Annotated in this window: 35 protein-coding genes; 16 read left to right on the plus strand and 19 right to left on the minus strand. The window is 50.3% G+C overall.

The genetic code is table 11. The annotated features are described in order from the left end of the window. Positions 1–9 precede the first annotated feature (9 nt). On the plus strand, positions 10–819 hold the full coding sequence (gene xthA, locus IDAT_RS02355) for an exodeoxyribonuclease III (RefSeq protein ID WP_034729949.1): 810 nt from the start codon (positions 10–12) through the stop codon (positions 817–819). Here xthA and yfbV read toward each other — a convergent pair. Next, positions 816–1229 (minus strand): terminus macrodomain insulation protein YfbV, encoded by a 414-nt coding sequence (gene yfbV, locus IDAT_RS02360; RefSeq protein WP_034729951.1) that lies wholly within the window; start codon positions 1227–1229, stop codon positions 816–818. The genes xthA and yfbV overlap by 4 nt on opposite strands. Before the next feature lie 220 nt (positions 1230–1449). Between yfbV and IDAT_RS02365 the strand changes: the two genes are divergently transcribed. From IDAT_RS02365 to IDAT_RS13100, 4 genes are read left to right on the plus strand one after another with little or no spacing between them, the layout of a single operon-like run. Next, positions 1450–1803: an arsenate reductase gene (locus tag IDAT_RS02365; RefSeq protein WP_244441584.1), complete on the plus strand. Its 354-nt coding sequence runs from the start codon at positions 1450–1452 to the stop codon at positions 1801–1803. Then, complete coding sequence (dapE, locus tag IDAT_RS02370; RefSeq protein WP_034729953.1) at positions 1800–2945, plus strand: succinyl-diaminopimelate desuccinylase; 1146 nt, start codon at positions 1800–1802, stop codon at positions 2943–2945. The genes IDAT_RS02365 and dapE overlap by 4 nt, the downstream gene beginning before the upstream one ends. Further along, the gene (locus IDAT_RS02375; protein ID WP_081909719.1) at positions 2939–3661 is read left to right on the plus strand and encodes a M15 family metallopeptidase; all 723 of its coding nucleotides are present in this window, start codon (positions 2939–2941) and stop codon (positions 3659–3661) included. Before dapE ends, IDAT_RS02375 begins: the two co-directional genes overlap by 7 nt. After that, positions 3646–3810 (plus strand): DUF2897 family protein, encoded by a 165-nt coding sequence (locus tag IDAT_RS13100; protein WP_081909720.1) that lies wholly within the window; start codon positions 3646–3648, stop codon positions 3808–3810. Before IDAT_RS02375 ends, IDAT_RS13100 begins: the two co-directional genes overlap by 16 nt. Position 3811: 1 nt before the next feature. On the opposite strand, the gene purC is transcribed toward IDAT_RS13100, so the two are convergent. Genes purC through dapA form a run of 3 tightly spaced genes read right to left on the minus strand, consistent with a single transcriptional unit; the run spans position 3812 to position 6504 of the window. After that, positions 3812–4525 (minus strand): phosphoribosylaminoimidazolesuccinocarboxamide synthase, encoded by a 714-nt coding sequence (purC, locus tag IDAT_RS02380; protein WP_034729954.1) that lies wholly within the window; start codon positions 4523–4525, stop codon positions 3812–3814. A gap of 30 nt (positions 4526–4555) precedes the next feature. Next, entirely contained in the window at positions 4556–5617 is a 1062-nt protein-coding gene (gene bamC / locus IDAT_RS02385; RefSeq protein WP_034729955.1) for an outer membrane protein assembly factor BamC, read from the minus strand. Next, positions 5614–6504, minus strand: a complete 891-nt coding sequence (gene dapA, locus IDAT_RS02390; RefSeq protein ID WP_034729956.1) for a 4-hydroxy-tetrahydrodipicolinate synthase — start codon at positions 6502–6504, stop codon at positions 5614–5616. The genes bamC and dapA overlap by 4 nt, the downstream gene beginning before the upstream one ends. A gap of 114 nt (positions 6505–6618) precedes the next feature. Here dapA and bcp point away from each other — a divergent pair, with 114 nt between their 5' ends. Beyond that, positions 6619–7092, plus strand: coding sequence for a thioredoxin-dependent thiol peroxidase (bcp, locus tag IDAT_RS02395; protein WP_034729957.1), 474 nt, complete (start codon positions 6619–6621; stop codon positions 7090–7092). A gap of 3 nt (positions 7093–7095) precedes the next feature. On the opposite strand, the gene IDAT_RS02400 is transcribed toward bcp, so the two are convergent. Then, positions 7096–8190 (minus strand): AI-2E family transporter, encoded by a 1095-nt coding sequence (locus IDAT_RS02400; RefSeq protein ID WP_034729958.1) that lies wholly within the window; start codon positions 8188–8190, stop codon positions 7096–7098. 145 nt (positions 8191–8335) lie between these two features. Here IDAT_RS02400 and bepA point away from each other — a divergent pair, with 145 nt between their 5' ends. After that, on the plus strand, positions 8336–9787 hold the full coding sequence (gene bepA / locus IDAT_RS02405; protein WP_034729960.1) for a beta-barrel assembly-enhancing protease: 1452 nt from the start codon (positions 8336–8338) through the stop codon (positions 9785–9787). On the opposite strand, the gene IDAT_RS02410 is transcribed toward bepA, so the two are convergent. Then, positions 9784–10233: a TlpA family protein disulfide reductase gene (locus tag IDAT_RS02410; RefSeq protein WP_034729962.1), complete on the minus strand. Its 450-nt coding sequence runs from the start codon at positions 10231–10233 to the stop codon at positions 9784–9786. The genes bepA and IDAT_RS02410 overlap by 4 nt on opposite strands. A 50-nt stretch (positions 10234–10283) precedes the next feature. On the opposite strand from IDAT_RS02410, the gene arsC reads away from it, so the two are divergent. From arsC to IDAT_RS02425, 3 genes are read left to right on the plus strand one after another with little or no spacing between them, the layout of a single operon-like run. After that, positions 10284–10634, plus strand: coding sequence for an arsenate reductase (glutaredoxin) (gene arsC / locus IDAT_RS02415; RefSeq protein ID WP_034729964.1), 351 nt, complete (start codon positions 10284–10286; stop codon positions 10632–10634). Next, positions 10635–11210 (plus strand): NAD(P)H:quinone oxidoreductase, encoded by a 576-nt coding sequence (gene wrbA, locus IDAT_RS02420; RefSeq protein WP_034729967.1) that lies wholly within the window; start codon positions 10635–10637, stop codon positions 11208–11210. 6 nt (positions 11211–11216) lie between these two features. Continuing rightward, positions 11217–11600, plus strand: coding sequence for a DUF2069 domain-containing protein (locus IDAT_RS02425; RefSeq protein ID WP_034729970.1), 384 nt, complete (start codon positions 11217–11219; stop codon positions 11598–11600). On the opposite strand, the gene hda is transcribed toward IDAT_RS02425, so the two are convergent. Continuing rightward, a complete protein-coding gene (gene hda, locus IDAT_RS02430; RefSeq protein ID WP_034729972.1) occupies positions 11597–12277 on the minus strand; it encodes a DnaA regulatory inactivator Hda in 681 nt (226 codons plus the stop codon). The two genes, IDAT_RS02425 and hda, sit on opposite strands and share 4 nt — an antisense overlap. Further along, on the minus strand, positions 12274–13353 hold the full coding sequence (locus IDAT_RS02435) for a DUF2066 domain-containing protein (RefSeq protein WP_081909721.1): 1080 nt from the start codon (positions 13351–13353) through the stop codon (positions 12274–12276). Before IDAT_RS02435 ends, hda begins: the two co-directional genes overlap by 4 nt. Positions 13354–13505: 152 nt before the next feature. Between IDAT_RS02435 and IDAT_RS02440 the strand changes: the two genes are divergently transcribed. Then, positions 13506–14822, plus strand: a complete 1317-nt coding sequence (locus tag IDAT_RS02440; protein WP_081909722.1) for an MFS transporter — start codon at positions 13506–13508, stop codon at positions 14820–14822. Here IDAT_RS02440 and pgm read toward each other — a convergent pair. Next, positions 14819–16459 (minus strand): phosphoglucomutase (alpha-D-glucose-1,6-bisphosphate-dependent), encoded by a 1641-nt coding sequence (pgm, locus tag IDAT_RS02445; RefSeq protein WP_034729977.1) that lies wholly within the window; start codon positions 16457–16459, stop codon positions 14819–14821. The genes IDAT_RS02440 and pgm overlap by 4 nt on opposite strands. Further along, complete coding sequence (gene seqA / locus IDAT_RS02450) at positions 16459–16986, minus strand: replication initiation negative regulator SeqA (protein ID WP_034729980.1); 528 nt, start codon at positions 16984–16986, stop codon at positions 16459–16461. The genes pgm and seqA overlap by 1 nt, the downstream gene beginning before the upstream one ends. Before the next feature lie 80 nt (positions 16987–17066). Between seqA and IDAT_RS02455 the strand changes: the two genes are divergently transcribed. The 4 genes from IDAT_RS02455 to fur all read left to right on the plus strand — a co-directional run bounded on the left by IDAT_RS02455 (position 17067) and on the right by fur (position 19206). Then, complete coding sequence (locus IDAT_RS02455; protein WP_034729983.1) at positions 17067–17861, plus strand: alpha/beta fold hydrolase; 795 nt, start codon at positions 17067–17069, stop codon at positions 17859–17861. 50 nt (positions 17862–17911) lie between these two features. Beyond that, positions 17912–18127 (plus strand): DUF2788 domain-containing protein, encoded by a 216-nt coding sequence (locus IDAT_RS02460; RefSeq protein WP_034729986.1) that lies wholly within the window; start codon positions 17912–17914, stop codon positions 18125–18127. 39 nt (positions 18128–18166) lie between these two features. Then, positions 18167–18691: a flavodoxin FldA gene (gene fldA, locus IDAT_RS02465; protein WP_034729989.1), complete on the plus strand. Its 525-nt coding sequence runs from the start codon at positions 18167–18169 to the stop codon at positions 18689–18691. Positions 18692–18762: 71 nt separating this feature from the next. Beyond that, a complete protein-coding gene (fur, locus tag IDAT_RS02470; protein WP_034729991.1) occupies positions 18763–19206 on the plus strand; it encodes a ferric iron uptake transcriptional regulator in 444 nt (147 codons plus the stop codon). Here the strand turns inward: fur and IDAT_RS02475 are convergent. Together IDAT_RS02475 and IDAT_RS02480 are read right to left on the minus strand one after the other, a co-directional pair. Then, positions 19203–19445: a putative signal transducing protein gene (locus tag IDAT_RS02475; protein WP_034729994.1), complete on the minus strand. Its 243-nt coding sequence runs from the start codon at positions 19443–19445 to the stop codon at positions 19203–19205. The two genes, fur and IDAT_RS02475, sit on opposite strands and share 4 nt — an antisense overlap. After that, the gene (locus IDAT_RS02480) at positions 19445–20095 is read right to left on the minus strand and encodes a Fe2+-dependent dioxygenase (protein WP_034729996.1); all 651 of its coding nucleotides are present in this window, start codon (positions 20093–20095) and stop codon (positions 19445–19447) included. The genes IDAT_RS02475 and IDAT_RS02480 overlap by 1 nt, the downstream gene beginning before the upstream one ends. Positions 20096–20185: 90 nt before the next feature. On the opposite strand from IDAT_RS02480, the gene IDAT_RS02485 reads away from it, so the two are divergent. After that, the gene (locus tag IDAT_RS02485; protein ID WP_034729998.1) at positions 20186–20998 is read left to right on the plus strand and encodes a hypothetical protein; all 813 of its coding nucleotides are present in this window, start codon (positions 20186–20188) and stop codon (positions 20996–20998) included. On the opposite strand, the gene glnS is transcribed toward IDAT_RS02485, so the two are convergent. The 7 genes from glnS to IDAT_RS02520 all read right to left on the minus strand — a co-directional run bounded on the left by glnS (position 20995) and on the right by IDAT_RS02520 (position 26039). Then, positions 20995–22656 (minus strand): glutamine--tRNA ligase, encoded by a 1662-nt coding sequence (gene glnS, locus IDAT_RS02490; protein WP_034730000.1) that lies wholly within the window; start codon positions 22654–22656, stop codon positions 20995–20997. The two genes, IDAT_RS02485 and glnS, sit on opposite strands and share 4 nt — an antisense overlap. Positions 22657–22767: 111 nt before the next feature. Further along, positions 22768–23715 (minus strand): 5-oxoprolinase subunit C family protein, encoded by a 948-nt coding sequence (locus IDAT_RS02495; RefSeq protein WP_051986514.1) that lies wholly within the window; start codon positions 23713–23715, stop codon positions 22768–22770. Further along, positions 23712–24410, minus strand: a complete 699-nt coding sequence (gene pxpB, locus IDAT_RS02500) for a 5-oxoprolinase subunit PxpB (protein ID WP_034730002.1) — start codon at positions 24408–24410, stop codon at positions 23712–23714. The genes IDAT_RS02495 and pxpB overlap by 4 nt, the downstream gene beginning before the upstream one ends. Beyond that, positions 24404–25153, minus strand: a complete 750-nt coding sequence (locus IDAT_RS02505; RefSeq protein WP_034730005.1) for a 5-oxoprolinase subunit PxpA — start codon at positions 25151–25153, stop codon at positions 24404–24406. The genes pxpB and IDAT_RS02505 overlap by 7 nt, the downstream gene beginning before the upstream one ends. 9 nt (positions 25154–25162) lie before the next feature. Beyond that, positions 25163–25564 (minus strand): hypothetical protein, encoded by a 402-nt coding sequence (locus IDAT_RS02510; RefSeq protein ID WP_034730008.1) that lies wholly within the window; start codon positions 25562–25564, stop codon positions 25163–25165. A gap of 15 nt (positions 25565–25579) precedes the next feature. After that, on the minus strand, positions 25580–25870 hold the full coding sequence (locus IDAT_RS02515; RefSeq protein WP_034730011.1) for a hypothetical protein: 291 nt from the start codon (positions 25868–25870) through the stop codon (positions 25580–25582). Next, positions 25860–26039: a hypothetical protein gene (locus IDAT_RS02520; RefSeq protein ID WP_034730013.1), complete on the minus strand. Its 180-nt coding sequence runs from the start codon at positions 26037–26039 to the stop codon at positions 25860–25862. Before IDAT_RS02520 ends, IDAT_RS02515 begins: the two co-directional genes overlap by 11 nt. Between the last annotated feature and the right edge of the window lie 113 nt (positions 26040–26152).

Below are 26152 nucleotides of genomic sequence, written 5' to 3' on the forward strand. Positions count from 1 at the left end.
GCGCGCAAAATGAAGGTTATTTCATTTAACATTAATGGCATTCGGGCACGTTTGCATCAGCTCCAAGCTTTAATTGACAAGCATCAGCCAGACGTCATCGGCTTGCAGGAAACCAAAGTGCACGACGAGCAATTTCCACTAGCTGATGTGGAAGCCATGGGTTACCACGTGATTTTTCATGGGCAAAAAGGCCATTACGGTGTGGCATTGCTAAGCAAACAGCCGCTCGAGAATCCACAGTTTGGCTTTCCGACCGACGGCGAGGATGCTCAGCGCCGTATGATCATGGGCGATTTTGTGCAAGCTGATGGTAGCCGTGTGCGCATTCTTAACGGTTACTTTCCGCAGGGCGAAAGCCGCGACCATCCGCTGAAGTTTCCAGCCAAAGAAAAATTCTACGCTGACTTAATGCATTACTTGCGTAGCGAGCTGGATCCGGAGCAACAAGTAGTCGTGATGGGTGATGTCAACATTTCGCATCAGGATTGCGATATCGGTATCGGTGAAGAAAACGCCAAACGCTGGTTACGCACTGGCAAGTGTAGCTTCCTACCTGAAGAGCGGGAGTGGCTCAATACCCTGCTCGATTGGGGGTTGCACGATACCTACCGCCTGCAACATCAAACGGTCACCGATCAATTTAGCTGGTTTGATTATCGCTCCCGAGGCTTCGATGACAATCGCGGGCTGCGCATTGATTTAATTCTTGCCACCGCCAGTTTGGCTGATAAGTTAGTCGACAGTGGTATTGATTATGAATTGCGCGGTATCGAAAAACCGTCAGACCACGCTCCTATTTGGAGTGAATTCAAACTCTAATGCTCATCGGGCGGTAATTCATCTAACGCCCGCCTTAGCACCCGAGCGAGATCCATGCGAATGGGTTTCGCTTGTGGTTGCATTTTCAACTTTTTTGTCAGCTCTAAATACCAATGCTTGAGCCGCGGATCGAGTGGACTCAATGCCCGGCGCCCTAACCAATACCAGCCTTGCAATGGCAACGACAACAAAAATAGTGAAGTGACGATCGCCTGCGGTAACAGTGCCCCGTCTTGCCATTGCCATTGCACCAGAAAATTAATCACCGCCAACGCAGGCATAAACTTGGCGGCAAATTTTACTGCCGGTACCACCCGAGTCTCGGTCATTGCCGCCACTACCGAATGATGCGGCCAAAGTGCTGCATACTTCTGACCGCTTTGTAAAACCTGCCACAATGAATGGGCCATTTAAATTTCTCCGTTTGTCAGCAAAAATTCACTTGACAGATCAGCTTTCGAACAACCTGATTAAAACTCAAACAAACCATTTTTATTATATTTTTCAGTTATTTAATTAGTTCGCAGCAGCTAACTCACAGACTTATCCACACAAACTGTGGAGAATCTACCGCGCTTTTGCCAAAATGCTAGCTCAATCCTTCCATTCCGTTAAGAACAAGCAAAAACAATGATGAAACTGACAGTTTTTGGTATTCCGAATTGCGACACTGTGCGCAAAGCGCGTAAATTTCTCGAACAACAGGGTGTTGATTATGACTTTCATGATGTGCGTGAGCAACCACTGTCGAGTGCCACGCTCAGCGCGTGGCTCGAACAGGTTTCGCGCGAACAGCTGGTAAATAAGCGCAGCACCACTTGGCGGCAGCTGTCTGCCAGCGAGCAAGCCCTAGCTGACGATACCCAAGCGATTGCCTTGTTACAGGCACATCCGACCCTGATGAAACGTCCAGTGTTGCAACAAGGTTCACAACTGCAGGTAGGTTTTGATCAAGCCAAGTGGCAACAGGTCATCGGTCTATGAGCCAAGCGGATCTGAGTAACCCAACCCTAGCACTTGCTGCTGAACTAATTGCGCGACCGTCGGTAACGCCTGATGACGCAGGCTGTCAGCAACTGCTCGGCGAGCGTTTAGCAGCACTAGGTTTTACTTTGGAAACCATGGTGTTCGAAGACACCACCAACTTGTGGGCACGACGTGGTAGCGACGGCCCGTTATTTTGTTTTGCCGGACACACCGATGTGGTGCCAGTAGGCGTCGAGCACGCGTGGCGCTTTCCACCTTTTGCCCCTACCCTACACGAGGGCATGTTGTATGGTCGTGGCGCTGCTGATATGAAAGGTAGCCTAGCGGCAATGGTGGTTGCGCTAGAACGCTTTCTCGCACGTCACCCTAACCCCCAAGGCAGCATTGCACTGTTATTGACCAGTGACGAAGAAGGGCCCTTTATCAATGGCACCACTCGTGTCATTGACACCTTAGAAGCACGTAACGAGAAAATTACCTGGTGTATCGTCGGTGAACCCTCCAGTACCGAACAAGTAGGTGATGTCGTCAAAAACGGTCGCCGTGGCTCACTCTCGGGTGAACTTAAAGTGTTCGGTGTGCAAGGCCACGTGGCTTATCCGCATCTAGCTGATAATCCAGTGCACCGTGCTGCCCCTGCACTCGCCACCTTGACAAGCACCGAATGGGACCACGGCAACGCCTTTTTCCCCGCGACTAGCTTTCAGATCTCAAACGCCCATGCCGGTACGGGTGCCGGCAACGTCATCCCAGGTGAATTTCACGTCAGCTTTAATTTTCGCTTCAGCACTGAAACCACCGCAGAGGATCTTCAACAGCGGGTACGCGCCATTCTTGATGCCCATCAACTCGACTACGCCATCGACTGGAAACTCAACGGTCAGCCTTTTCTGACCGCTGAGGGGCCATTATTAAGCGCGACCCAAGCGGCGATCCGCCACCATCGAGGGCTACTTCCAGTATTGTCGACTGCAGGTGGCACTTCTGATGGTCGGTTTATCGCACCCACTGGTGCTGAAGTTATCGAACTCGGTCCAGTCAATGCGACTATTCACAAGGTCAATGAGTGCGTCGCTGCCGAAGATCTGCTACTACTTACGGACATCTACGAAACTATCTTGGAGCAATTGTTGTGCTGAGCGTAGCAGAGCTAACTGGACAAGTAGACAGCCATGTCGTCAGCGATCCTTGCTGTCGTCCAACGGTGCGACTGCAACCCGCGGTCTTCGGAGCTTATCAAGCAATGGCTGCGGCCGCAGCAGAGGCAGGCCTAGCAATGGACATTGCCTCGGGCTTTCGTGATTTCGCCCGCCAACAAAGCATTTGGAATCGCAAATTCAGCGGTGCCGCGCCACTCTACAATGTGCAGGGGCAGCTGCTCGACACCGCGAGTTTGACTATGGGCGATAAAATTGAAGCTATTATGACGTGGTCGGCGCTACCCGGCGCCAGTCGCCACCATTGGGGCACCGACTTGGATGTTTTTGACCCACGTCCGTTTGCCTCAGGAACGCGCCAGTTGGAGCTGATACCGGCAGAGTATGACGAAGGCGGCCCATGCCATTCACTCGCGCTGTGGCTGTCTCAGCACGCCGCTGACTTTGGTTTTTTCTTTCCTTACCGGCAATACCGTGGTGGCGTTGCTGCTGAGCCATGGCATCTCAGTTACCGGAGTCTTGCTGCCGAGGCCCAGCAACTCCTTACCGTCGAAATCTTGTGTGAAGTTATCGGCGACAGCGACATTGCAGGTAAAGATTACGTCATCGCCTGTTTACCGGAACTCAAAGCACGCTATATTGATACTATCTGCGATGCTGCAGATGCGCATGGAGACGATACATGGATTTTTGGCTGATCGTAGGCTTAGTGCTGGTCTTTGGTGTGGTGATTGGCAACATTATGCTGTTGCGTCATACCGCAAATATGAAAATGCCGTCGCTCAAGCAACGGCATTCAGAGCGTCATCCTCACGATGAAGATGACGACGATTGGGATAAAAAGTAACTTACAGCGGCACACCTAAGCGTTGTGCCACCTCTTCGTACGCCTCGACGACGCCACCTAAACCTTGGCGGAAGCGATCCTTATCAAGCTTCTTACGGGTCTCTTTGTCCCACAGACGACAACCGTCAGGGCTAAATTCGTCGCCCAGCACTATGTTGCCCGCGCTGTCGAGACCAAACTCAAGTTTGAAGTCTACCAATAGCATGCCCGCATCTTCGAACAATTGCTTAAGCACATCGTTGATTTGGAACGTCAGTGCTTTCATAGTCGCCAACTGCTCTGCAGTTGCCCAACCGAAAGTGACCGCGTGGCTCTCGTTAATCATCGGGTCGTGCAACGCATCGTTCTTCAAAAACAGTTCAAAAGTTGCAGGCGTTAACGCTTGACCTTCTTCCACACCCAAGCGACGCACGAGGCTACCGGCTGCATAGTTACGCACGACGCACTCCACCGGAATCATGTGTAGCTTTTTCACCACGGTTTCCGTATCGCTGACCACGTCAACGATCTGCGTAGCGATACCCGCTGCTTCGAGTTTGCCCATGATAAAGTTATTGAACTTATTATTCACCATCCCCTTACGCTCAAGCTGCTCAACTTTTTCGCCGTCAAACGCAGAGGTATCATTGCGAAAATGCAAAATCAGCTTGTCTGGGTCATCGGTGGTATACACAGTTTTTGCTTTACCACGATAAAGTTCAGTACGTTTTTCCATGAGCAACAAGGTCTCCAGCGTGTTTACAAGTTACAGGGCGCTTTGACGGCGAATCTCCGCCGCAAAAGGACCATAAATGCGATCGATATCAGCCGCAGTTAACGGCTCTTCACCACGGAAGATGGTGATCGTCGAGGTGTTGTTATCACCGGTGACGTTGATTCGATAATTGCCGTCTGGCAGATCGACTTTACCATCGTTACGGCTGTCCCAGAACGCCAGACTAAAGCCAGCGTCGCGCAGGTAATTCACGTAGTACATACCGGTCGATTGATTCAAATCATCCACTTCAAAACCAAGTGCTTCAAGCACTTCTTCGGTCAATGGCCATGCCACATCAAAGCCGATATCAACTTGAAATGCCGGCATACCGTCGGCATTAAAGGTTGGCTCAACATTGACGACCGCATTGGCCTCAGCCTCGGCAAAAATTTCTTGTTGGCGAATCGCAATTTCGTTAATTACGCCATTCAGTAATGCTGCTTCAGCATTACTATCGCTCACGCCACCTGGTGCCATACCTGCACCCGGTCCGCTTTGCTTCTTATCGATCATTTCGACACTCAAGGTGGCAATTCGGCGGTGATCGGGAACTTCCATAGTCACTTTGAAGCGCCGCTCGACCGTCACTTCTAATTCATCTTCGGTGACCAACACGTTTTCACTGATCCAGCCCGTCGTCAGGCTCTGCTCCGCCACTTCATCGCGCACTTCAATATTACGCTCTGCCAGCTCATCATAAAGACTCTCCCAAACGAACGCCGGCAAATTCTCCATACCATCGAGCTCAGAGAAATCGACCGCGGTCACATCAGGGTTTTCACTTGGACGACTACCTGCAGCAGTCGCGCGCACCAAAACCGGTGACAAGACGTTCACGTCTTTCCCCACTTCACCTTTCACATTTACTTGCGGTATTTCGTAGCGATTGCTTGGCGTCGGCAGTTGCTTCCCGGCAGCTGGGCGTAATGATTCTCGCAGCTCGACGTTAGTATATTCAAAATCACCCTCAGCTTGCTCGCGGGGGGTGAAACTACAAGCACTCAAGACAACTGTCGAGAGTCCCAAAATTGCTAAATAAGATACTTTCATGCGTGCTCCGCGCTTACTAAACCAGCTTGTTTTAATGTTTGTTCGATGTGTTGTTGCTGCGGAAGTTCCGGCGCAGTCATCGGTAACCGATAATTCGCCTCGATTTTACCCATTTGTGCCAGTGCCCATTTTACCGGAATCGGGTTTGCTTGCACAAACATGGCTTCGTGTAAGTCTTGCATTTGTGCATCCAGTGCGCGTGCTTGCTCGGTTTCACCTCGACACGCGGCGGTCACCATTTGTTTCATCAATCCAGGGACAACATTGGCAGTGACACTAATCACCCCTTGACCACCGGCTAACAGAAAATCGCAGCCAGTAGGGTCATCACCACTGAGTAAAATGAAATCATTGCCACAGCGTTTGCGCAGCTCTGCGACGCGCGCAACGTCACCGGTTGCTTCTTTAATGCCAACAATGTGCTGAATCTCGGCAAGTTCCGCAACTTGCTCAGGGGTCAAATCTGCGCCCGTACGCCCTGGCACATTGTAGAGTAATTGCGGTAAGTCGCTGGCGGCACAACAGGCCCGATAATGCTCAATGAGACCACGTTGCGAAGGCTTGTTGTAGTATGGGTTGACGTTCAAAAAACCGGCTAACGGTAGATTTGCCATGCGCTCGGTCAGATGAACCGCTTCGGCGGTCGCATTGGAACCGTTGCCAGCAATCACGTGAATACGCCCTGCAGCGAGTTCACATACGGCACTAACCACCATGACATGTTCATCGTGACTCATGGTTGGTGATTCACCCGTGGTGCCCATAGCAACGATGGCATCTGTACCTTCAGCGACATGCCAGTCGACTAACTCTGCGAGCGCGGTGTAATCAACGTTGCCCTGCTCGGTAAAAGGCGTCACTAAGGCGACAATACTACCTGTTAACATTGCTGCTCCTGATCTTTTTTAAGGCGACAATGGTACTTTTGAACGTAAGCAAACACAAGGGTAAGATAGTGACCACTATCGCAGTTCTACTCTATACGAAACGAGAGGAAAGTTATGCAAACACTTAAAGTTGGCGACGACGCGCCACAGTTCACGTTATTAGATGCCAATGAGCAGTCGGTGGCACTTGCTGATTTGTTAAAGCAAGGCAAAGTTTTAGTGTATTTCTACCCCAAAGCGATGACTCCGGGCTGTACTGTGCAAGCGCAGCAGTTGCGCGACCATCAAGACGATTTAGCGAAATTCAACGTCACCACAGTTGGCATCAGCCCCGATGCGCCGAAACGACTGGCTAAATTCACCGAGCGCGACGCACTCAACTTCACGCTGCTCAGTGATGAAGATCACCAAGTTGCTGAAGCCTTCGGGGTGTGGGGACCGAAAAAATTCATGGGCCGTGAGTTCGACGGAATTCACCGTATCAGCTTCTTAATCGATCAAAACGGAAAAGTTGCTGAAGTTTTTGATAGCTTTAAAACCAAAGATCACCATCAAGTTGTACTCGACGCCCTAGCGAGCGCCGAATAAAGTTTAATCCTCTGAAGCCTTTGGCTGGTGCGTTAGTTCAGCAGCCAGAGGCTCACTCGACGAGAGCGCGGTAAGCACTGCTTTGACCAAGCTTGCTAGCGGAATCGCAAAGAAAACACCCCAAAAACCCCATAATCCACCAAAGACAAGCACGGCAGCGATGATATATACAGGATTCAAACTCACCGCTTCAGAGAATAACAGCGGCACTAGCACGTTGCCATCGAGCGCTTGGATAATTAAATAAGCAATCATCACGTAAGCAAACATCGGACTCCAACCAAACTGGAACAACGCGACCAAGGCAACTGGAATGGTCACTACCGCGGCTCCAATGTACGGGATCAATACCGATAAACCCACCAACACCGCCAACAATGCCGCATAGCGCAAATCGAACAACGTGAAGCAAATAAAGGTAAAGCCACCGACGATAATAACCTCAAGCGCTTTACCGCGAATGTAGTTCATGATCTGTAAATTCATTTCTTCGCTGACTTGTGAGATCAAGCGACGGTTGCTTGGTAAGGTTCGATTAATGTGTCCAAGTAACTCACGTTTATCTTTCAGCATGAAGAACATGAGCAAAGGCACAATGATCAGATAAATTAGTAGCGCCATAATGCCAATCAGACTGCTAAGCGACTGGCTAATGATAGTTTCACCCAGATTGATGGCACGTTGGTTGAAGTTCGCCACGACCCGGTCAATGTAACTTTCGTTGATATAACCGGGAAATAGCTCCGGTAAGCGATCTAAAAACTCACGGGTACGTAACACCATTTGCGGCAATTCGGTAATCAGCGCAACGCCCTGCTGCCAGATAACCGGCACCAAGAAGAAAATCAATAACACGTTAATGGCTACGAACACTACAAAGACAATGACCACCGCCAAGGTGCGGGTCAAACCAGCGGCTTGCAGGCGCTGGATCGGCCAATCCAATAGATAAGCTAAGGCTAGCGCTACCAAAATAGGGGCAATCAAATGACCGAAGAAGACAATTAGCAGGAATAGAACAACCAGCAATAAAGCCAAGGTAATTGCGTCAGGATCGGAAAACTTCCGTTGATACCAAGCCTTTAGGTAATCCCACATAGCCAACGTATCTCCATCTTAGAAAGGGCAGCCCTCATGATAGCCGCGAATCTGTTAAATATACAGTTTAAACTATTCAAAAATGGGAACCTTTTACCTATGATGGACTCTATTAAACAAGCTGTAATGATTAGGTTGCTCACATATGCTGTCTGCCCTTAAAACCAAACTCGCGACTGTTAGCTTAGCGGCTCTGTTAGCGTTGAGTGTGTCTGCGAGCGCACAGCAACAGCGGCTACCAGATATTGGCACCGCCGGTGGCGGCACCATGTCGATAGAACGTGAGCAACTGATTGGCGATTTTTATATGCGCCAGATCCGCGCCTCGGCGCCGATTGTCGGCGACCCAGTGCTCAACTCTTATCTACATAATGTCGGCTCAAAGTTGGTACTTCGCGCCGATGATGTCCGTTTTCCGTTCAAATTCTTCTGGGTCCAACAAGATCAAATCAATGCTTTCGCCTTCTTCGGTGGCCATGTTGGCGTCAACACAGGCCTGATTGCCGAAACCCGCAATGAATCGGAACTGGCATCGGTACTCGCGCACGAAATTGCCCACGTATCGCAACGTCATATTGTGCGTAACATGGAAGCCATGGAGCGCAGTGGTCCAGCGTCCATCGCTGCAATGTTGGGCTCGGTGTTACTCGGCATTGTCAATCCAGAACTGGGAATGGCGGCGGTACAAGCGAGTATGGCGGGCATGCAACAACGCAGCATCAACTACACGCGTTTATTTGAGCAAGAAGCTGACCGCATTGGCCTGACTATTTTAGCTGAAAGTGGCTACGACCCGATGGGTGCACCTGATTTTTTCGGACGTTTAGCAGCAAAGTACCGCTACACCGCAAAGCCGCCCGAAATGCTGCTCACCCATCCGTTAAGTGAATCGCGCATCAGTGATACCCGTTTACGTGCCGAACAATTGCGCCAGAGCTATCGGCAAACCAACGATGAACAAGATTTTCTGTTAGCCAAATACCGCGTCTTGGTGCGCCATGTGAAGCGTTATGATGCTGAAGCTGTGCGCCGTGAAATGAACAGCAACGACCCCCAAGTTGCAACCGCAGCGCGCTATGGCTATGCCATTGCCCTACTTGATGACGACCAAGCTGAAGCTGCTGAAGAAGCATTGGCTCCGCTTTATCAAGCACAACCCTACAACACCTTCTATCTTGACGTGCAAACTGATATTTTGCTGGCCCAACAACGCTACGATGAAGTATTGGCTATGCTTGAGCAAGCTTATCAGCGCATGCCAAACGAACGCACCATCACCATGAATTATGCCAACGCTGCCAACCAAGCTGGGCGCCCCGCGTTGGCGGTGAAACTGGTTCGCGACTATCTGCTGCGCGAACCGTCAAACACCATCGCTTATTCATTATTGATAGATGCACATCGCGCACTAGGCGATAGCCAAGGTATGCATGAGGCGAATGCAGAACTTATGGCCTTGTATGGGCAGTTTGACCGCGCCATTGACCATTTGCACAACGCCCACCGCGCCAGCGATAACCGCCTTGAGCAACGCCGTATTCAGGCGCGTATCGAGCAGTTAATGGCGCAACGCGATACCCTCCAACAACTCGGTTAGTCTGCGCTAATAGCGCGTAGCAGCGAAGCCTCGGTTTGCTCGCCTAACAAAGGCCCTTTGACTTCGCCGCTTGGCGTAATGACATAAGTCGCAGGCAACATTTGTGGCGTGGCGAAGGGTAATTGCGGTACCGGTTGATTGAGTATCAGTGGAAACTGAATGTCGTATTCTTGCTGTAACGCCGCGAGCTCTTGGTTATTTAAACCATCGAAGCTAACACCAAATAACTGTGCTTTATCACTGTGCGCGTGATGAAATTCATTGAGTTCCGGAAGCTCACGTAAACAGGGAGCACACCATTCGGCGAAGTAATTGACGATGACATACTCGCCCTGCAAATCTTGCCAACGCAATTGTTGTTCTTGATTGGTATGAAAATCGGCGGCGGGGCTGCAACTCGCAAGCCCTAAGACCAACACTGCAACTGACAAAAATCGACAATACATAGGCTTTCCCGTAAGCTATAAACAGATACTTATTAGCAGAAGGTAGTAGCATGTCTGAAGTTCACATTTATCACAACCCTCGCTGTTCAAAAAGTCGTCAAACCCTTGCACTGCTTGAAGAACAAGGCATTCAGCCAAGCATCATAGAGTACTTGAAAGAACCGCTCACGGCTGCTGATATTAGTGATTTACTGCGCAAGCTAGGCTTTGTGTCAGCGCGCGAGCTCATTCGCTCTAAAGAAGACGCTTATAAAGAATTAAATTTGAAAGATGTCGACGATGAAGCGCAACTGATCAATGCCATGGTTGAACATCCTAAGCTCATCGAGCGACCGATTGTCGTAAAGGGAGATCAAGCACGCCTAGGCCGCCCACCAGAAGCAGTACTGGAGATTCTTTAAATGACCAAGGCAGCCAAGGTCATTGTCCTCTATTACAGTCGCAGCGGCGCAACTCAGCAGCTTGCCGATGCTATCGCCAACGGTATCGTACAGGCTGGTGCTGAACCGCTGCTGCGCACCGTTGCTTGCGACGACCAGGCCGCTTGTGCGCGTGACCTAGTGGTCGAAGCAGAGGAACTGCGCGATTGTGCCGGTTTAGCACTTGGTAGCCCGACACGCTTTGGTCACATGTACAGTGGCTTACAGAAATTCTGGGAAACCACGTCGGCTGAATGGCTGCGGGGCGCCTTAGTCGACAAACCAGCGGCGGTATTTACCTCAAGTAGCTCAATGCATGGCGGCCAAGAATCAACGCTGCTGTCGATGCTAGTGCCACTGTTACACCACGGCATGATGGTGCTTGGTATTCCCTATACTGAACCAGGGCTGCAGCAAACCACGGCTGGAGGCACCCCATACGGAGCCTCCCACGTTGAACACGCGGCGGGGAGCAAGCTCAGTAAACAGGAGCTTACGCTCGCCACGCAGCTTGGCTTACGGTTGGGACAAGCCGCAGTTAAATTACAACAAGAGTAGTAAACTATGACGCCTTACATTAAACGCCTTCGTTGGCTTGCCTTAGTCAGTTACATCGCGCTCTTGGCGTGGGTCATTGTGTGGCAATTTGGGACTGGCTATAGCGAGCAGTCTGTCTTGTTTCGCAGCCTGTTCTACGTGCTCCCACTCTTGTTCCCACTGTATGGCATCATCAGCGGCAACCCGTACACTCATGCCTGGGCCAACTTTATTCTGATGTGGTACTTCTTGCATAGTTTGACCATGCTTTATATCGCACCGGAGCAACTTTGGTGGGCGGTAGGTGAATTGTTATTGACCAGTCTCGCGTTTGTCGGTTGTACTTGGTTTGCACGGCATCAAGGACGCGCATTAGGATTGGGTCTAAAAAAACTGAAAGATCAGGATTAAATTGCCAGAACTGCTTTGATAAAAGGAATGGTGAGTTTACGTTGCGCCGCGATTGAAGCTCGGTCAAGGCGCTTCAAACTGCCGATCAGACTCCCCATATCGCGCCCTAAACGTTGCAACATAAACTGCGCTGTATCATGTCGTAACTCCAAGCCCATCGCTTGCGCACGCAATTGCAGCGCATCAATTTTTTGCGCGTCATCCAGCTCATGCAACTGCATCACGACGCCCCAACTGAGACGCGATTGCACATCTTGATAAGCGGCTTTGACTTGCGCAGGCGAAACGCTTGCAGTGACCAGCAAACGGCCACTTTCTGCGTCGCGCACGCGGTTGAACAAGGTAAACAATTCATAGCACCAATTGGCGTCGTCAAGAACCGCATCTACATCGTCAAGACAAATCAACGGATAGCGTTCAAGACCTTTAAGCACGCCGGCTTGGGTCGCACCTTGAAGCTCTGCTAACGGTAAATACATGACTGGCGTAGGTGCTGCCGCGCACAGTGCATGCAACACATGGCTTTTACCTACTCCGGCGCGACCCCACAAATAAGTGATGCTCTGCGCGCCTTGTTGCGCCACCGCGATGGCCTCGCTATTAGGGCCAAGCACTAGCGTCGCAAAAGTCTCATTGCTCGGTAACTGCACATTCAGCGGCAACTGCTGTAGCGTCATCGTTCAGCGATCCAACGGAATAAATTGCTCTCGGTCGGATCCTCGCCTTCAACCGCAACAGCTTGTAACTCTTGACTCAAGTCAAGCGCTTGCCGAATACGTGCCGGATCTGTCGTCAAGCTCAAACTAAATGCGGCGCGACGCTGACCATAAGCCACCAATTGCACATCGTTCACTGCAGGAATATTCGCAAGTAATTGTTCCGCCGCTATGGTAGTGGTTAGATCAGGTAAATTATCGATTTGCACCGTCCATTGCTGACTCACATCACTCTCGCTGCTAATTCGATAGCGTGCTGCCAGTTGCGCCGTTACGTCGGCAATCACAGCTGCCCCAAGCTCACCTGGATCCATGGCAGTTGCCTCACCTCGCCACCGCAACTCACCCAAGTTTAAGGTCCAATCTACCTGCCATTTATCAGTCACCAGATCCAGGTTCGCTGGGTCTGGTATGGTTTGATAAATGCGGGCGATGATCACGCCGTCCGGGCTGTAGCGTTGGCTGGCAAAATCAATGGTATCCATGAACCGCGCCCATACATCAATGACCGAAACTGTCATGGTATCGTTCAAATCTAACAAGGGTAATTGAATCGGTAAACCACGCCTTTGTGCGGCATTGCGCAGCTGCTGCACCACAATAGCTTCGCTGTCAGCAGCATAGATGCGCCGCTGCAGGTCTTCGTTTTCTTGCACTAACCAAACCAATAATTTAGGACGCAGACTACTCCAAATACCACCGCCCGCATCGAGGATTAAACGCTCCACTTGTGCTGGATCGAATTGCGCCCACAAATACAAAGCTTCGGTGTCTTGTTGATAGCCGTACTGCACCACGTAATCACGGACGTTGCGCAACGCATTATCGACGATGGGGCTGGCCAATACTTCATCATCGCCACTTAGTTTCAGCAGTGTTGCTTGCAGCGCCTCACGTAGCGCATTGGTACGCTCGGTGGCGGCTTGGCTATTGACCTCAACCCGATGTTGATAAAGATCACCTACTTCTTCTGCTGCTTGCGCAGCACAGAAGAACCCTACCAACAGTAAAATGATCGGCGCTAATCGTTGCATCATGATCCTTTTTATCCTCTTCTATGCGCATCATAAACAGCCCGCCAACCCTCGGCAAGTAACAAGCTGTGGATAACCTCTTGACGTTTCCGAAAAATTTGATCCGTGCTACAATTCGCGACACATTCACTCGCCAACGCCAAGGATCGTTGCTCATGCTTAAACAACAACTGCGAGCGATCAGTTCCCTTCTCACTAGTATCACCCTGATCGGCATTTGTACCGGCATGACCAGCACGCTTTTAAGCTTGCGTGCAACCATCGAAAACTTTGGCACTTTGACCACCGGCATTATTATGTCGGCATATTTTATTGGCTTTCTTTTTGGTACCACCCGCGCCCCTAAAGATATTCGTCGCGTAGGCTACATTCGCGCTTTTGGTGGGCTGGCCGCACTCGCTGCGGCGTCAATACTAATTCAGGCGATTTGGATTGAACCCACCGTATGGTTCATTATGCGCTTTTTAACCGGTTTTGCGATCTCGGCGATTTTCGTGATCGTCGAAAGTTGGTTAAATACCATGGCCGACAACAAAAACCGAGGCGCTTTACTGTCCATTTACTTAGTGCTGATATACGGCGGCTTGGTTGCCGGACAGTTAATCCTTGGCATTGCTGACCCAGCAGGCTTCCTCGCCTTCGCCCTGGTTGCGCTGCTTATCAACCTGTCACTGATCCCAATACTTATCAGTGTGACTGTTGAGCCGACCACCCACGAACCGAAAAAAGTGCCGATCCGCAGCCTCTTAAAACTGGTACCTTTGGGAATGGTCAACGCCTTTATTATGCAGGCGTGTTACGCCATGTTTTACGGTATTGGCCCCATGTACGCGACCTATATTGGCCTGAGCGTCGGTCAAGTCTCACTGTTTATGGCAGCGTTTATTCTCGGCGGCATGTTGGCACAAGCACCTATCGGCTTGCTCTCTGATCGTTTTGATCGACGCATTATTATGGCAGTTTGCGCTGGTGCAGGTGCGGTGATGGCTTTTGTATTGGCACAACTCGACGCCTCGGTGGCGTGGCTGATCTTCCTCTGTGTCGGCTTGTTCGGCGCCTGTGTCCTGCCGATGTACTCCTTGGGTATGGCACACACCAACGATTACCTTGACAAAGATCAAATGGTCGGCGCTACAGGTGCCATCATTAAAGTGGGTGGTATCGGCTCGATTATCGGTGCACCAGCAGTTGCTGCCCTGATGCAGTTTGGTGCGGTTGATTTCTTTTTCTTGTTGATTATGGCGTTGACCGCAATTGTCAGCTTGTATTCACTCTACCGAGTGACGCGCCGTGCCAAAGCTGACGACCAGCTCACGGGTAGTTATGCATTATTGACGCCGTCCCAAACTTCAGATGAGTTGCTCACTTCATTGGTCGATGAGCATCAATATCAGGTCGAACTGGCGGAACAACAGGCCGAGCAAGAGGCCGAGCAAGAGGCCGAAGAAACAGCTCCGGCCGCGAAGTCTTAATCAGCTAACCAAGTTGTCACGAGTTGTTGAGCTTCAGCGGCTAAGGTCGCTAGATGCTCAGCACTGACGAAACTCTCACAATAAATTTTATAAATCGGTTCGGTACCTGATGGGCGTGCAGCAAACCAGCCATTGGCGGTGGTGACCTTTACCCCACCGATCAGCGCATCGTTGCCCGGTGCTTTGCTCATTACTGCCGTTACCGCATCGCCAGCGAGCTCATTCAGTTGCAATTTGTAGGCACGAATACTGGCCAACGCCTTGTTCATTGCTGGTGTCGACGGTGCATCTGTGCGCTGATAATAGCTAGTGCCGTGTTGGACACATAAGTCAGTGTAGTAATCACCGAGGTCCTTGCCTGTCACCGCAACGATTTCGGCGGCTAACAAAGCCAGAATGATGCCGTCCTTATCGGTGGTCCACACCTGTCCATGACGGTCGGCAAAAGTTGCGCCGGCGCTTTCTTCACCAGCAAAAGCTAAATTGCCATCAGCGAGACCTTGCGCAAACCATTTAAAACCTACCGGTACTTCTAACAGCTCACGCTCATTGGCGGCAACGACCTTATCAATCAATGCGCTTGATACCAAAGTTTTGCCAATCTTCATAGACGCTGGCCAGCTACGATGCTGACACAAGTAATCGATGGCAATCGCAAGATAGTGGTTTGGGTTTAACAAACCCTGCTTAGGCGTAACAATGCCATGACGGTCGTAATCAGGATCATTACCAAAGGCAATCGCATAGTCATCTTTGAGCTTCAACAACGAGGCCATCGCATAAGGCGATGAACAATCCATACGAATTTTGCCGTCTTTATCAAGGGTCATAAACCGAAAACTCGGGTCAACTTCGGCATTGAAGACATCAATGGTTAAGCCATAACGTTCCGCTATGAGCGCCCAATAACTAGCCCCTGCTCCGCCCATGGCATCGACGCCAATGCGCAAGTTCGCAGCACGAATGGCTGCCATGTCAATCACTTGTTCAAGCTCGTCAACATATTGACTACGCCAGTCCACTGTTTTTAATAGCGGACTTGCCAGTGCTTCGGCATAACTTACTGCATTAACGCCAAGCAAATCTGACGATAACAACGCATTGGCATATTTTTCGATAACTTTGGTGGCATCAGCATCGGCTGGTCCGCCATGCGGGGGATTGTACTTGAAGCCGCCATCGGCCGGCGGATTGTGGGAGGGTGTGATCACCACGCCATCAGCTAAATCTTTGCTGCGTCCTTTGTTATAACGCAGCACCGCACGGCTAAGTACTGGCGTTGGGGTATAGCCGTCGTCACTTTGCACGTGCACTTCTACGCCATTGCCAATAAAAACTTCAAGTGCAGTCATGTAAGCCGCTTCTGACAACGCATGGGTATCACGCGCCAGCAATAAAGGCCCAGTAATGCCCTGCTCTTCACGGTAGGCCACCAACGCTTGGCTGATCGCTAAAATATGTGCCTCGTTAAAAGAGTTGTCGAGTGCACAGCCGCGGTGCCCAGAAGTACCAAACTGCACTTGTTGAGCCCGTTGGCGTGGATCCACTTCATTGACGAAATAAGCACTGACCAATTTCGCGATATTGGTCAAATCCTGTGCTTGAGCGGGTTGTCCCGCGCGTTCATGCAACGCCATTATAAAAAATCCCTAATTTTTTCTGCTTGCGCTTCGTCATAACCGAGTTCAAGTGCCACTTGGGTGAGCATCGATTTCTTGCGCGTCGTGTTGTTATTGGTTACCACATAAAAGTCCGAGTCAGGTATCTGTTTAGGATTAGTGCTGGTGCCACTTGCCTCTAACTCAGCCGCGCTACGCGAAAAGTATTGGCGGTCACGACCACTGATTTGCAGTACCTTGGCAAACATATGCGGGTGACATTTGTGCAACATGCTCAGAATGTATAAGAAGCGCGCAACCACACTACGTTGCCCAGCAAGGTCAGCACTGGTCATGCTGTCAAAAATGGTGCGGTTGTGCACGCGCGTGCCCACTTCAGGTTCCGCCGCGGCGCTATTCAGAGGTGGTTCTGCGGCGGCGTCAGCAACAGACGTTTCTAACTGCAACAAGCGGCGAAGAATCGACGACGCACTCTCTCCGATATGCTGGGTATGGCTGGCGATATAACGGTACAACTCATCATCAATCTCAATACGTTTGCTCATGCGCTCACTTCTTTTCGGTTTATGGCAGACATTATGCAGGTTATTATACCCATCCGACCACGTGGGTACAGGAATTCGCAATGACAAAAACAACTTCGGCGTTACTTAATTACGAAACCATGGGCAAGCAAGGTCCGCACGTACTGCTGATTCATGGTTTATTCGGTGATTTAGATAACCTCAAAAGTTTAGCGCGCGACCTTGAAAACGACTATCAACTGGTGCTGATCGATGTCCGTAATCATGGCGATTCATTTCACAGTGAACACATGAATTACAGCGCTATGGCAGAAGATATTGAAGCGCTCCGCGAAGAATTAGCCATCGAGCAATGGGCGCTTGTGGGTCACTCTATGGGCGGTAAGTTGGCTATGGAATACGCACTCACCTATCAAGACCATGTCGCTGCACTGGTTGTCGCCGATGTTGCACCGGTTGCCTACGATGCACGTCATCATCACATTCTCGATGCCCTTGCCAGTCTTGATTTAAGCAAAGTCAGCAAGCGCCAAGATGCCGATCAACAGCTTGCACAACACATTGAAACACGTGGGGTGCGGCAGTTTCTACTAAAAAACCTGCAGCGCGATGACGACGGTTATCACTGGCGACTCAACCTTGACACCCTCGCCAGTTGTTACGAGGAAATTTCCGGCGCAGTGCGAGAAGGCTCCTTTGCTGGCCCCGTGTTATTCATCAAAGGCGCTGATTCCGATTATCTTACCGAAGCGCATCGCGATGCAGTGACTTCGCGTTTTACCGATGTCGATATCAAAATCATCGAAGGAACCGGGCATTGGTTGCACGCCGAAAAGCCAAGAATCTTTAACCGTTTGGTTCGCAGCTTTCTCGAGCAACATTGTCGCACCGCTTAGTCTAGCGTGTTATAATCGGCATCCTTATTCGCAGCACGGGTGGGTCTGTTATGTTGTCAGAGCACTTTGAAACCATTGAGATTTTAGGCACCAATTTTGCCATCGCTATTCTCTTTGTACTGATCGGCTTGGCGATTCAAGACGTTCTTAAAAAAGGCGATGTACCCAAATTTGGTCGTTGGTTTGTCTGGCTAGTGCTATTTTTAGGCTGTGCCGGCTTTATTGCGAAAGGTATTATTCAAGTTATTTGGGAAGCTGGTCTGTAACCGGCGCTCCGTTAAACAAACGAAGGTAGTAACAAAACTATGGCAAGTGTTGGCATTTTCTTCGGTAGCGACACCGGTAACACCGAAGCTGTTGCTCAGATGATCCAAAAAGAACTCGGCAAGAACTTAATCGACGTGTTTGATATTGCGAAATCAAGCAAAGAAGATATCGCTGGGTACGACTTACTGCTGTTTGGTATTCCTACTTGGTACTACGGCGAAGCGCAATGTGATTGGGACGACTTCTTCCCTGAACTCGAAGAAATCGACTTCAATAACAAGTTGATCGCGATTTTCGGTTGCGGTGACCAAGAAGACTACGCTGAGTACTTCCTCGATGCCATGGGCACAGTACGTGATATCGTTGAGGCTCGCGGCGGTATCATCATTGGTCATTGGCCAACCGAAGGCTATCACTTTGAAGCGTCGCGTGCATTGGTCGACGACAATCACTTCGTCGGTTTAGGTATCGACGAAGATCGCCAACCAGAATTAACGAAAGAGCGTGTCCAAAAATGGTGCGCACAAATTCGTGAGGAAATGGCCCTCGATCAATTAGCTTAACGGGCAATTCCCTTTCTCTGCGATGTTTGCCTATAATGGCGACACGCTAAAACTGAAAAAAGTGAATTCAAATGAGTAGCAACGGCGAACAACAACTGAAAAAAGCAGGTTTGAAGGTCACATCTCCACGCGTCAAGATTCTCGAGATTTTGAAAAAGCCGGAGAACCAGCACATCAGCGCCGAAGATGTGTACAAGATCTTACTCGAGAACAATGAAGAAATTGGTTTGGCCACGGTGTATCGCGTACTTAACCAGTTCGATGATGCCGGTATCGTTACGCGTCATCACTTTGAGGGTGGCCGCTCGGTATTTGAACTGAGCGCTAAACATCACCACGACCACTTGGTGTGCCTCACTTGCGGTCACGTGTTCGAGTTTGAAGATCAAGTAATTGAAGATCGCCAATTACAGGTCGCAGAAGCCAACAACATTACCCTCACCAACCACAGTTTGTATTTGTACGGTGAGTGTAATAACGCTGCCAACTGTGAGCACAACGAAGACGCAAATTAATCTGCGTCTTCATCTTCGCTTAAGCCAAATTCGCCTTGCTCGTAGCGTTTGAGCAAGGCGCGTGCAGCCTCTACATCATCGTCGCCAACCCAAACATTGGCAAAACCAGATGCGGCTAAGTCGCCTACCGCACCTTGCAAGAAAAAACCACCGGTATGACAAGCAATACCATGCGCTGCTAAAAGTCCTTTTAATAATTCAGCTTCAACTACATTATCTGCTTGATAGACGACTTGCATTAGCGTTTCACCCAGCGGCGTAAAAGATTGTTGTAAGTTTTACTCAAGACATCAAATTGCGCTGACTTACCATGCGTCGCAAATTCATGCTGCATCGCCTGTTGCAAATCGAAGCAAATCTCGCGTTGTTGCGGTTCACGCAGCAAACTCTCAATCCAGCCTACAAGTGCAATTCGCGAGCCTTTGGTGACCGCCTCAACACGATGCAGATATTGCGTTGGGTACAACAACATATCGCCTGCTGCCAGTCGCCAACTGCGTTCACCAGTCGCATCCTCAATGACTAATTCACCACCATCATAGGCTTGCGTATCCGTCAAACTAAGCGTAAAAGATAAATCAGTGCGCACCTGGCCCATTAACGCGTCATCCATGTGGGTGCCGTAACACTGCCCCACATCATAACGGTTGATCATGGTGTTGACGAATTGCGCTGGACGCGCCGCTTGCTGCACCAATGAATGTTGTTTCACTCGGTTTAACAGCAACTCTATGACGGGATGAGGCGCGCGTAATTGCTGATTATTTTTGACTTGTTTAGCTGCCCAACCGGCGCTTTCACGACCGTCAGCAAAATTGACTGCCGCCAGTTTGTCAGCGATCGCTGACAAAGTGCCCGGATCAATAACCTGTTGAATATGTAGAATCATAACGCCCGTTATTGAGAATAACTCTCATTCGTGTAGGATAGTCGAATGTCTAACAACAACACAAGACACTGCAACTAAAGGTTACCTTATATGTACGAGAAAAGAAAAGTATGGTTGGCGGTCAGCGCTGCGAGCGCAACCTTGCTCGGCAGCACCGCGGTGCAAGCTGATGCGGCGCAAGATTTGCTGCAAGCTGAGCAACATTACAGCATGGTCGCGCCATTCGCCGGTGCTGGCGAAGGTGAAGGTGAGGGGGAAGGCTCAGGAGCGGTCGATCTGCGCGTTAATGATGCTGCCTATTTGGCGCAACTCGGCTTGATTCGTGGTCATTTATATGTCGGTAAAAAGCTCTATGACCAGGGTCACTTAGGCATGGCTAAAACCCACATGAAACACCCCGAAGATGAACTCTACGCAGCACTAGTGCCAGCATTCGAAGCGCGCGGAGTTGATGGCTTCGCCGAGCAGCTGAGCGCACTGGCTAATGCAGTCAACAATGCGCAAGGGGATGACGCGGTTAACCAAGCCTATACCGACCTAGTAGCAGCTATTGACGCTGCCGAACAAGTGCAACAGAAATCGGTCAAAAGCGTGTTGATGAGCCTCAGTAGCATGCTGTTAACTGCCGGCGAAGAGTACGATATCGGCGTGCAACAAGGCAGTATAGTCAACGTACATGAGTTTCAAGATGCTTACGGCTTTACCGCAATTGCCAAAGCACGCATCAACCAATTGAGCGCGCAGCAAGCCGAAGCGAATGCGGCAGCGCTGGATGAAGTTGCCGAGATTTTGGCGCAGCTGCCCGAATTGTGGCCGACTATTACGCCTGAGGGAGTAATTGAGGGCGACTCAAGCACCTTGTACGGTGCAGCCGCCCGCATTGAATTGGCGACGCTTAACTAAGCGTCGTCATTCCAGGTATCACGTAAACCGACTGTTTGGTTAAATACCAAATGGTCGGCACTACTGTCTTTACTATCGGCACAGAAGTATCCGATACGTTCAAATTGATAGCGCTCTTCTGCTGCCGCTGTCGCTAGGCTTGGTTCAACATAACCGTGCTTCACCACTAATGAGGCTGGATTCAGCGTACTAAAGAAGTCTTCTTCTGCACCTGGATTTGGCACTTGGAACAAACGATCGTACAAACGGAATTCAGCTTGTTGCGCATGCTCTGCAGCAACCCAGTGGATGACCCCTTTCACTTTGCGACCATCGGCTGGATCTTTGCCTAGCGTATCGGCGTCATAGCTGCAGAAAATCGTGGTGATGTTACCGTCAGCGTCTTTCTCTACACGCTCGGCTTTAATCACATAAGCGTTCCGCAGGCGAACTTCTTTACCAAGGACCAGACGTTTGTACTTTTTATTCGCTTCTTCACGGAAGTCTTCTGCTTCAATAAAGATTTCCCGTGCAAACGGCACTTCACGATTGCCTAAGCTCTCGTCATTTGGATGATTCGGTGCAATGAGGCGTTCAACCTGGTCAGCTGGGTAGTTCTCAATCACCACGCGCACTGGGTCTAGCACCGCCATTGCTCGTGGTGCCTGCTGATTTAGCTCATCGCGAATACAAGCTTCGAGCATACTCATCTCGACCTGGTTATCCATTTTCGTCACGCCAATACGGTGACAAAACTCACGAATAGAACTTGGCGTATAACCGCGACGGCGCATACCAGCAATCGTTGGCATCCGAGGGTCATCCCAGCCGTTGACCTTGCCCTCTTCGACCAACAGATTCAGTTTACGCTTGCTCATCACTGTGTATTGCAAATTCAGCCGCGAAAATTCGATCTGTTGCGGGTGACAATCGATGCTGATGTTATCCAGCACCCAGTCATACAACCGACGGTTGTCTTGGAATTCCAGGGTGCACAAGGAATGAGTGATGTTTTCTAACGCATCCGAGATACAGTGGGTAAAATCGTACATCGGGTACACGCACCACTTATCACCGGTTTGGTGATGATGGGCAAAACGCACACGATAGATCACTGGATCACGCAGCACCATAAACGGTGAACTCATATCGATTTTTGCCCGCAGTGCAGCTTCGCCTTCTTGATATTTACCCGCCGTCATATCGGCAAAATGCTTGAGGTTTTCCTCGACCGAGGTATCGCGATACGGGCTGTTTACGCCAGGCTCTTTCAAGGTGCCACGCATTTCACGCATTTGTTCTTGGGTCGAGAAATCAACGTACGCTAGCCCCTTTTCAATCAGCTCTACCGCATAGGCATGCAGTTGATCAAAGTAATTTGATGAATAGCGCGGCTCGCCATTCCATTGGTAACCTAACCATGCCACGTCTTCTTTGATTGAGTTGACATAATCAACTTTCTCTTTCAGTGGATTGGTATCGTCAAAACGCAAGTTACAGGTACCTTGATAGTCTTCAGCAATGCCAAAGTTGAGCACGATCGACTTCGCATGACCAATGTGCAAAAAGCCATTCGGCTCGGGCGGGAAGCGCGTGTGCACTTCGCTGTGCTTGCCACTGGCGAGGTCTTTGTCGATGATTTGACGAATAAAGTTACTACGGGGCGCGTCTGCTGCCATGGATGTTTAATCTCCGAACTCATGCCTATTAAAAGGGACGAATAAAAATGACCGTTATGATCGCAGGTTATGGGGCGACTGACAAGGCTTGCAGTACGATTGACGTGCGCTTTAGCGAGTCACATTAAAAAAGCGTAAGGCTTGGCGTAATTGTCGTTGTGCTTCGCTCAGTTCAAGCCAGCGAAATTGCACGCGCCGACCTGCCGGTAGCTGCGCCAGCAGACTCCGAGCCTGCCAACTCAAGACCCCGATCTTGGGGTATCCGCCCAAGGTTTGATGGTCGTTGAGCATTACAATCGGTTGGCCATCCGTGGGAATTTGCACACTGCCTAAAGGTAAGGGTTCAGAAATCATCTGCCCGGGCAGATCTGATAGTGCGCTCTCACCTTCAATTCGCACGCCCATACGATCTTGACGCGCCGTTACTTGATAACTTTGATTAGTAAATAATTCGCGCGCAGTAGCGCTAAAATCACTCACTTGCGCTGCGGGAATCACATCTAGCGTGACACGCGAAGGCAGTGTTAAATGTAATTTACTACTCGGGCGTCGACTCACCAAGCTGTGCGCATGCAGCAGCGGCGCATTAAGCCGGTCTCCACTGCGCAAGGGTCGTCCGTCCTGCGTTAAGCCTCCTAATGCATCACGCATGACGGTCGCTACGCTACCCAAATGGGGAGTCGCCTGAAAGCCTCCCGCCACCGCTAAATAACATCTCAACCCCTGGTCACCGGTGCCGATCTGTAGTTGGTCACCAGCACGCGCTTGTGCGACGCGCCAAACCTTCAGCGGTTGGTCGTTGAGTGTCAGTGGAAACTCGGCACCAGTCACCACAAATAAAGTATCTCGGGTAAAAGTTGCAGAAAAACCACCAAGCGTAATTTCAATTTGTGCCGCGTTAAAGCTATTTCCTAATAAGCGATTGGCCCACAAAAACGCGCGCTCATCAATCGGCCCACCCTGAGTAATCCCCTGCGCTTGGTAACCGAAGCGACCATAATCTTGTAAGGTCGCCAGCAACCCCGGTCGGCCAATTTCTAACACTGTAGCCAGTTTCATGATTGCGACTCCTGCAACTGCGCGAACTCATTCGCAGAAACCGCAATAAAACGCACGCGATCACCGGCTTTTAATTCAGGTAGGTGCGCCGCACGTCCGAGAATTTGCCAACCACCTGGCGACACACTTGGGTAGATGGCCGTTTGTTGACCGGCAATGGCGACACTGCCTGCCGGCACCTTTTGCCGCGGGGTTGCATGACGCGGCAACCGCAGCCGTTCATCGACATCTCCCAAGTAAGCGAAGCGCGGAGCAAAACCTAAGGTATAAACGTGGTATTCAGGTGCGGTATGTAATTTGATTACATCTTCAATGGTGCCACCTAGAGCATCAGCCACGGCCACGATATCGAGGCCAAATTCAGCGTCATAGCAGACCTGTATTTGGTGCAAAGTGCCACTGTTTTGGAATTGCTGTAGCGCTCCGCTTTCACGCTCGTCGAGCACTTGACTAACCCAAGGTGCAAGGCTATTTCGCACTTGCGCTTCAGAGTGGTTGAGCACGTCGTAGTATACCAATACGCTGCGATAGCTCGGCACCACTTCGATAATACCTGCGCCATCGTGGGTTTGAATCAATTGCACTAGACGGTGCACTTGCGCGTTAATGGTCAAGTCTATTTGCGCCGCAAACTCAATCATTAAGGCGTCAGCTGCGGCGGTAACAAAGCGCCACTCTTGCTCGGCGATTAACATACTTCGCTCAGTGCTTGGCGAATGGCCTTAAGCGCCGCCAAAGCTTGTGGATTGTCACCGTGGACACACAAAGTATCGGCCTCTAGTTGCAAGCTATTACCTTCGTAAGTGCTAATACTTTCACCGCGGGCGAACGCCAATGCTTGCTGCACAATCGCCTGCTGCTCATGCAGCACGGCGCCGTCAAATTGGCGCGAGCGCAGATGTCCGTTATCTTCGTAGCAACGATCGGCAAATGCTTCAAACAACAAAGGTACTTCATACTCTGCGGCAATTTCACGTTCTGTCGCGGTTTGTAACTTCGCGAGTGTCATTAACTGCAGCGGACGTGGCTTGCCACGGTTGAATTCGGCGATAGTTTTAACCACCGCGCGAAATAATTCGTGATCTACCTGCATGGCGTTATACAAGGCACCATGGGGTTTGACGTAACGTAAAGCGACTTGCTCGGCATGACAAACCGCCGCAATTGCACCGATTTGGTACAACAACATGGCGCGAATTTCATCGCTGTCAAATTGCAAAGCGCGACGACCAAAGCCGTGCAGATCTGGGTAACTGGGATGCGCGCCTATACAAACGCCGTGCTCTTTAGCGAGACGCACGGTACGCTGTAAAATCAAATAATCGCCGGCATGAAAACCACAGGCGATATTGGCGCGATCGATGTAAGGCATGACCGCCGCATCATCGCCCATACGCCAAGCGCCAAAGCCTTCACCTAAATCACAATTGAGATCCATCGCCGTCCGTTACTCCTTGGTTGCATCCTCATCGGCTTTGCCATGTGCCGCAAAGCGCACGTAGCTGTATACCAGCAGGTACAAACCGAGACCAATTGCACTAATGGCAAGGGGCGCGATGATCAATCCACCAATCTGATGCGCACCATAAACGGCAGCAGCACCGGTAAGCCCCATGGTCAGCAAAGATACCGCAATCAAGGTGAGCGGCTCGAGCCATTTATGCAGACTACGTAAACCTAGCAAGTTCAGCAAGGCACCGAGGATGAGGCCCCACGCTAAAGGTACGCCAAGTTTGTACCAATTCAGGTCATAATCAACAATCACTGCCCAGAGTTGATCAACGCTGGCATTATAAAACATCAAGCCCACCAGGCCTGCCAAAATCACCAATCGTGTGGTTAAATTCATGCTGCTGGCTCCGCTTTAAAGAATTAACGACAGCACAGCAATAATCACTGCTGCTACTGGCACCCACAAAATCGGTGATTGATACCATTGCAGTGGCGGTGTTTCGTTACGCTCACTGGCAGCTTGCTGGCGTTGCTCAGCCGTGGTCGTTTGACCCAGTAAGAAGTACACCCCTAACACCAATAAAAACAAACCAAACCAACGCCAGCTTGCGGTATTGCCACCCGCAGGTGCCAACACGGCGGCAAGTAAGCCGGCAACGATGACTGCTAAAGCGCCAATGCGCTTGATTACGCTACTTTTCATTGTTATCTAAGTTTCCTTTTTGTTTCGCGCTGCGCCATTTTACGACAAAAATAATCCAGCCACCTGCTTCGATAAACAGGCCGAGGATGATGGTGAATAAGTTCTCTTCCCAAATACCGCTAAAAAACACTGCTATGCCGATAACGATCAGAATCAAAGCATTAATCATAGCTAGCTCCTTGTGGTTAGCTTCACCTTAACTAATCTTAATACAATAAGGAAGTCGGCGAATAGTCGCATATCGACCCTTTGTCTAAGAACTGGCATACTGACGACAACATT

The organism is Pseudidiomarina atlantica (assembly GCF_000753735.1).
In the GTDB taxonomy this organism is placed as follows: domain Bacteria; phylum Pseudomonadota; class Gammaproteobacteria; order Enterobacterales; family Alteromonadaceae; genus Pseudidiomarina; species Pseudidiomarina atlantica.